Annotated in this window: 4 protein-coding genes; all 4 read left to right on the top strand. The window is 55.1% G+C overall.

From position 1 onward, the window contains the following. Positions 1-201 (top strand): Tn3 family transposase (locus tag A3757_RS13485; protein ID WP_156499734.1); only part of this gene is annotated, 201 nt, incomplete at its 5' end. Positions 202-252: 51 nt separating this feature from the next. Beyond that, on the top strand, positions 253-546 hold the full coding sequence (locus A3757_RS13480) for a DUF411 domain-containing protein (protein WP_068553012.1): 294 nt from the start codon (positions 253-255) through the stop codon (positions 544-546). Positions 547-557: 11 nt separating this feature from the next. Next, entirely contained in the window at positions 558-1,967 is a 1,410-nt protein-coding gene (locus A3757_RS13475) for a TolC family protein (RefSeq protein WP_082865091.1), read from the top strand. Continuing rightward, positions 1,964-3,023, top strand: a 1,060-nt coding sequence (locus tag A3757_RS13470; RefSeq protein ID WP_068739782.1) for an efflux RND transporter periplasmic adaptor subunit, incomplete at its 3' end; no start/stop codon positions are given. The genes A3757_RS13475 and A3757_RS13470, both read left to right, overlap by 4 nt.

Here is a 3,023-nt window from a genome sequence, read left to right as displayed (position 1 = left end):
AAAGTACTCAGTAACCTGCTGGACAGCTTCGAGGAACAGCGCAATGACAGATACCAGGAAACAGTCAAGCGGGCCTCACCGGTAGCTTGGGAGAACATCAACTTCCGGGGTACATACACGTTCGCGCCGACGGGCGAACTGCCAAAACTGGAGGACTTAATGGCACCGATTGAGGGCTATCGACCTAGAAATGAAAGTTGATACCCCTCTACAAGCCACGGCAGACGGGGGCTTCAGAGGTTTTTGCAATATATGGAGGCAAAATCCCTAGGACCCCATATAGTCGGTCACCCTGAATACCACTCCTGCCACACGGCGGTGACGAGTGACGGCTATGTGTTCGAAGGTCATATCCCCGCGCGCTTCGTTCAGCAGTTTCTGGAAAATCCACCGGCGGGTGCCATCGGCCTGAGCGTGCCGGGCATGCCGGCGGGCAGCCCCGGGATGGAAATGGGCGACAGGTTTATGCCTTACCAGGTGTGGTTGCTAAAAAAAGACGGTTCGGCTGAAGTGTTTGCTTCAGTGAGCAGCCGCGATCAGCAATAGGACGTATCACCATGAACATTCAATGGCGTTTTTTATTATTGTTCCTGTTGGTGGGGGTTCCTGCTTTTGCCGAGGAAAAAGTTGCCCAGGAACAGTTTGCCCAAACACAGCTGGATCAAGACCAGGTTGGTACGTTGACTTTGGAAGCGGCGATTGCACAGGCGATTGCCTCCGACCCCTGGCTGAACGGCAGCCGCTACCGGGAAGATGCACTGACCAGTGAATCCATTTCCGCCTCAACCCTGCCCGATCCCAAGGTCAGCCTAATGGCGGCCAACTTTCCAACCGATAGCTTCGATATCAATCAGGAACCGATGACGCAACTGACTGTGGGTGTTAGTCAGATGTTTCCGCGCGGCGATAGCCTGGCGTTAACCAGCCGCCAAAATCAGGAGTTGGCGGCCCAGGAACCCTTACTCAGACAGGATCGCCAGGACAAGGTGACAGCGACGGTGACTCAGTTATGGCTGGAAGCCTACCGGGCACAGGAAAGTATCCGTTTAATTGAGCAGGATCGTGCGCTGTTTGAACATCTGGTGGATGCCACCAAAGCCAGTTATTCCTCCGCGCTGGGGCGTGCCCGACAGCAGGATATTATCCGGGCAAAACTGGAACTCACCCGGCTGGATGATCGGCTGACTGCGTTGCGACAACAACTGGATTCTGCCCAGCAGCGGCTCTCCGAGTGGATTGGCGGTCAAGCCAGTCTGCCGTTGGCGCGGACCTTATCCAGTAAATTGGGTGATGAGCCAACCCCAGGCATGGGTCAGACGCACAATGATCGCTGGCTCTATGAACAGATCAATCGGCATCCCCTGTTATTGGCCTTTGACCAACGTATCGAGGCTATGCAGACCGGGGTTGAATTGGCCCAGCAAAAGTATAAGCCCGAGTGGGGGCTCACCGCCCAGTACGGCTATCGGGACGATGACCCCATGGGCCGGGATCGCGCCGATCTGTTCTCGGTCGGCGTCACATTTGATCTGCCGCTTTTCACGGGCAATCGACAGGATAAAGATGTTAGCGCCGCTACCTCCCGAGCTGAGGCACTGCGAACAGACAAGCTACTGATGGCGCGAAAGTTAATGGCGGAGCTGGACACGACCATTGTGCAAATCCAGCGCCTGAATGAGCGCCGCACACTCTATGACCAGCAGCTACTGCCGCAAATGGCGGAGCAGGCCGAAGCTGCCCTGACTGCCTATAACAACGATGACGGCGACTTTGCTGAAGCGGTGCGTGCCCGCATCGCCGAGCTGAACGCCAAAATCGATTTCCTGACCATCAAGGTCGATCGGCTAAAAATCCTTGCCGAACTGAACTATCTCTTACCGACAAACCGCTCAGTGCTGTTACCGCAGAGCCACGCAAAGCAGTCCCCTGCAACACACGGTAACCGCACGGAAGGAAAGAACCCATGAAGATTCAACTGAATAAACCATTCTTTATAACGGTTGCATTGCTGATTGCGACGGCAACCCTGGCCCACTATTCAGCCTATTGGCGCATGCAAGACACGGGAGAGGGCGGTAAGGCGACAGCCAAAAAAGAACCGCTCTATTGGGTCGCGCCGATGGACCCCAATTACAAACGCGACAAGCCCGGAAAATCTCCGATGGGGATGGATCTGATTCCGGTGTATGAAGAAGCCGGCGGTGATGAGGAGATTGGCACAGTCACCATATCGCCGGATGTGGTCAATAACCTTGGCGTACGCACGGCACCCGTTACCCGCGGCCAGATGGACGTTTCCGTCAATACCGTGGGTTATGTGCAATACGATGAAGATCGCTTGATACATATTCATCCGCGGGTAGAGGGCTGGGTTGAAAAACTCTACGTCAAAGCTTCTGGCGATCCGGTGCAGAAGGGTGCATCTCTCTATGCGCTTTACTCACCGACCCTGGTTAATGCACAGGAGGAATTACTCTTGGCACTAAAACGCAATAACGCCACGCTGATTGAAGCCGCCAAGGAGCGCCTGGCATCCCTGCAGGTGCCAAAATCAGAAATCAACCGCCTGAGGAAATCCGGCAAGGTGAGCCAGACCATCACCGTTACAGCGCCGCAATCGGGTGTGCTGGATAACCTCATGGCGCGCGAAGGCATGTTTGTAAAACCCGGCATGGAAATCATGGCCATCGGTCAGCTGGAACATATTTGGGTGATTGGTGAAGTCTTTGAGCGACAGGCTTCCCTGGTGCAGGTCGGCGATCAGGTCCAGATGCAGTTGGGTTATTCGCCAGGGCGAGAGTGGCAGGGCCAGGTTGATTATGTCTACCCGAGCCTTAACACCAAGACTCGCACCGCACAGATACGAGTACATTTTCACAATCCCGATGGTTATCTGAAGCCGGGCATGTTTGCGCAGATGCGCATTGAGACGGCACCGATGGACGATACTCTGTTGATTCCCCGTCAGGCGCTGATCCGTACCGGCAGTCAATCCCGTGTTGTGCTGGCCAAGGGCGAAGGCC

It is taken from the genome of Oleiphilus sp. HI0117 (assembly GCF_001635235.1).
The sequence above is the reverse complement of the archived record's forward strand: the minus strand, read 5'-3'. Positions and strand labels throughout refer to the sequence as shown.

What these genes read in the sequence shown, in the direction of transcription:
- A3757_RS13480 (WP_068553012.1), top strand. Translation starts at nt 253, where the DNA reads ATGGAGGCAAAATCCCTAGGACCCCATATAGTCGGTCACCCTGAATAC.
- A3757_RS13475 (WP_082865091.1), top strand. Translation starts at nt 558, where the DNA reads ATGAACATTCAATGGCGTTTTTTATTATTGTTCCTGTTGGTGGGGGTT.